The following is a 4181-nucleotide window of genomic DNA, read 5'->3' as shown; positions in this document are numbered from 1 at the left end:
TTTGACGTAAAACGGAAACAAGCGGCTTTTATCCCGACAGTTTCAGCGTATGCTCGTTATGGCGTGATGAGTTTTGGGAATGAATTTGGTCCATCGTTCTCAAATTGGGTTGATTTTTCAACGATTGGGTTGAAAGCAACGATTCCTATTTTTAGTGGTTATCGCAAAAATAGCCAATTAAAACAGTCGGAAATCAGTTTGTTGAGTGCTAAAACGAATTTGCAATTAACGGATAATAATTTGAGTTTAGCCTTCAGAAATTCTAACGCTCAATTGCAAAAATCACAATCAGATTTAGGTATCAATCGTGAGAATCTAAGTTTTGCCAAAGAGGTTTTTGACAGTAGTAATTTGGAATATCAAAAAGGCGTTTCCACCATTTCTGACTTGCTCAATGCCGATTATTCGTACAAAGAAGCACAAAGTAATTACATAACCTCATTGATTAACGTGTTGAGTTCAACGCTCGAATTTGAAAAATCAAAAGGTAATTTGAAAAGTTATATCAGTCAATTTTAATCATTTATTACCATGAAAAAGTCTTTAATCATCATTATATCAGTGCTTGCCATCGTAGGATTTATTGGATTCACGTTGGCAAAAAACAAGAAAAAAATTGAAGCGAATAAAGTGGTTGTTGACCGCTCAATTATTCCAGTGGCGGTTTCAACGACTACTGCACAATATTTAACCTACGATGGCAAAGTGTCATTACCTGCCAATTTAGAATTGAACAACGAAGCCACCATTGCGATTGGCGTGCAAGGAAAAATTGAAAAACTTTCCATTGAAGTTGGTTCACGAGTTGCCAAAGGACAAGTAATTGGGCAATTAGATTCAAGATTGAAACTTATCAATCTGAAAACCAATGAATTAACGCTTGCCAAATTGGAAAAAGATTTTGAACGAAATAACGACTTATTCAAAGGAAATGCGGGAACGGAACTGAGCGTTACGAATTCTAAATACGATGTGGATAACACAAAGATGCAAATTGAGCAAGTGAAACAGCAAATTGAAGATGGCAAAATTATTTCGCCCATTAGCGGAATTGTTACGGTTCGTAAATTGGTGGCTGGCGAATTTGTAAGCCCTGGAACGGTGATTGCCAACGTGGTGGATGATGTACATTTGAAAGCCGTGGTTTTTGTCAACGAAAAGGACGTATATCAATTGAAGTTAGGACAATCAGGTTCGATTTCTTCGGATGTTTTCCCGAATAAAAAGTTTGTGGGTACGGTGAAATTCATTTCGCCAAAAGGAGACGAAAATCACAATTACCGAGTGGAATTACAATTGAATACAAATGCTTTAAGAGCAGGAACTTATGTAATGGTTGACTTTGATTTAGGTCGCAAAGCCAGTTTATTACAAATTCCAAAATTGGCTTTGGTTGAAGGAACAAAAAATCCTTACGTTTATGTGGTTGAAAACGAAGTGGCGACAATTCAAAAATTGACCGTTGGGCGTGAAATTGGAGAAAATATTGAAGTTATTTCTGGTTTGCAAGCGGGACAGGAAGTGGTAACAAGTGGACAAATCAACTTGACAAACGGTAGTAAAATTAGTAAAACGAAATAGTTATTAGTTATTGGAAATTAGTTATTAGTTAATAGAAACTGGTAATTGGTTGGAGGAAATGGATTCTTGTGGACAAACTTCCCGAAAGTTTAAACCCATAACGGAGTTATTTCGGGAAGTTAATCGGCTAATTTTTTATGACTCTTTTAACCAATTTCTAATAACCAGTAACCAATCCAACCGACCAGTTTAAAAAATAAAAATATGTCAATTACCGAAATATCAATAAAACGACCATTACTGATTACAGTAATTTTCGTAACGCTTATTTTATTTGGTTTTGTGAGTTATAAACAACTGAATTATAACCTCTTACCAAAATTTGAAGCCAATATTATTATCGTTCAAACCATCTATCGTGGGGCTTCTTCCGACGAAATTCAGAACGTGGTAACCAAGCCCATTGAAGAAGCCATTTCTGCGATTGAAGGGGTTGATAAAATTTCTTCAACTTCATCAGAAGGACTTTCTTTGGTAACGGTGCAATTAAAATCGGGCATTAATACGCTTGATGCGCAGCGTGATGCAGAACGAAAAATCAATCAGATAAAATCAACTTTGCCCGATGATGCCGATGACCCCGTTGTCAATCGTTTTAATACGGACGAAATTCCAGTCTTGAGAATTAGTGCTTCGGCAAATATGTCTGAGCCAGAATTATACGATTTAGTTGACCAAAAAATTAAACCGATTTTATCCAATGTCGCAGGAGTTGGTACGGTTCGTTTGATTGGGGGCAATGAGCGTGAAATTCAAGTCAATTTAGACAATGATAAATTGCAAGCGTACAGTATTTCTTCAGCGCAAGTAAACCAAATGATTGCTAACAGTAATAGTTCGTTTCCAGCGGGGAGTGTTTTGAGCAATAATAGCCGTACTTCTATCCGTTTGGATGCAAAATTGGTAAAAGTTGAAGAATTAAGAAACTTAGTAATTCGTCAAAATGCGGATTTAAGTCGTGTTTTATTAAAAGACCTTGCCATTATTACTGACGGACAAACGGAAACAAAAACCTTAAACCGTAACAATGGAAAAGCGGGAATTGGTATTGAAATCGTAAAACAAGCCGATGCCAATGCGGTAAAGGTGAGTAGTTCGGTGAAAGAAAAGTTGAAGCAAATTCAAACTGTTTATGCTTCTAATAAATTCAATTACGATATTGCCGCCGACCAATCTATTTATACCTTGGCTTCTGCCGATGCCGTAATTCACGATTTGTTTTTGGCAATTATCATTGTGGGATTGGTTATGTTATTTTTCTTACATAGTTTCAGAAGTTCGATTTTTGTGTTAGTTGCCATTCCTTCGGCAATGATTCCAACCTTTATTCTGATGTATTATTTTGGGTTTTCACTCAATTTAATGACATTGATGGGACTTTCTTTGGTGGTTGGTATTTTAGTAGATGATAGTATTGTGGTTTTGGAAAATATATATCGTTATCTCGAAATGGGTAAAAGTAAAATTGATGCTGCTATCGAAGGACGACAAGAAATAGGCTTCACCGCCATTGCTATTACTTTGGTGGACGTTGTAGTATTTTTACCTTTATCAATGAGTGGCGGATTAATTGGAAATATTTTACGTGAATTTTCATTAGTCGTCGTTTTCTCAACTTTGATGAGTTTATTTGTATCATTTACCTTAACGCCTTTGTTAGCGTCGAGATGGGGAAAAATTGAAATTTTGAGCGAATCAAGCCTTTGGGGTAAAATTAACTTGGCTTTTGAAACATTTTTGGATAACGTAAAAGAAGAATACGGGAAATTATTGACTTGGTCGCTTAATCACAAAAGATGGGTGCTCATTAGTATTATCGTCATGTTTGTCGGGGCGGTTTCTTTATTTACAACGGGTTTTATAGGTTCATCTTTTGCGGGTTCGGGCGACCGTGGTGAGTTTGCCATTCAGATTGAAATGGCTCCTCAAACACCTTTAGCACAAACCAATTTAGTAACTAAGCAAGTGGAACAAATTTTGTTGCAAAAACCTGAAGTTTCCAAGGTGTTCGCTAATATTGGTACGCAAACGGGTGCCGTCGGAGCTGGGAGTGCTAATACTAATATTTCGGAAGTATCGGTCACCTTGGTAGAAAAAGAAAATCGTAAGGTCTCAACCGATGCTTTTAGTGCTGCCATTAGAGATGAAGTAACTAAAATTCCGGGTGTAAAAGTGGTAATTCGTCCAGTTTCTTTGACGGGAGGAAGTGAAGCCCCCATACAAATTGCGGTAAAAGGGGTAGATATGGGAGCAATTCAACAAGTAGCCAATCAAATAAAAGCCATTGTTCGTAAAACGCCAGGAACGGATTACGTAGAATTTAGTACAAAAAGTTTAAAGACAGAAATTGCCATTCAACTTGACCGTGATAAAATTGCGAATGCAGGTTTGAGTATTCCAGAAGTAGGTGGAGCAATTCAGTTAGCTTTCAGAGGAAATGACCAATCGAAGTTTTCGCAGTCGGGAGAAGAATATCCCATTAATATTTCCCTCGAAAAATCGGATAAACGTTCCATTGAAAGTGTGCGTGAATTAACGCTTCGCAATAGTCGAGGAGCCATCATAAAATTGAAAGACGTAGCAAATGTGGCAGAAGTGGT

General features: G+C 37.0%; 3 protein-coding genes. All 3 read left to right on the top strand.

Features of this window, described 5'->3' with window-relative positions; all coding sequences use genetic code 11:
* Positions 1–519: TolC family protein (locus tag AC1W31_RS20700; RefSeq protein ID WP_481736403.1), on the top strand; the 519-nt coding region annotated here is incomplete at its 5' end.
* A gap of 12 nt (positions 520–531) precedes the next feature.
* Positions 532–1581, top strand: a complete 1050-nt coding sequence (locus tag AC1W31_RS20695; protein ID WP_481736402.1) for an efflux RND transporter periplasmic adaptor subunit — start codon at positions 532–534, stop codon at positions 1579–1581.
* A 204-nt stretch (positions 1582–1785) separates the two neighbouring features.
* The coding region (locus tag AC1W31_RS20690) for an efflux RND transporter permease subunit (protein WP_481736401.1) at positions 1786–4181 on the top strand (2396 nt) is incomplete at its 3' end.

The organism is Arcicella sp., from assembly GCF_964672035.1.
The sequence above is the reverse complement of the archived record's forward strand: the minus strand, read 5'-3'. Positions and strand labels throughout refer to the sequence as shown.

Coding starts and splice junctions, on each gene's coding strand:
- AC1W31_RS20695 (WP_481736402.1), top strand. CDS start 532: ATGAAAAAGTCTTTAATCATCATTATATCAGTGCTTGCCATCGTAGGA.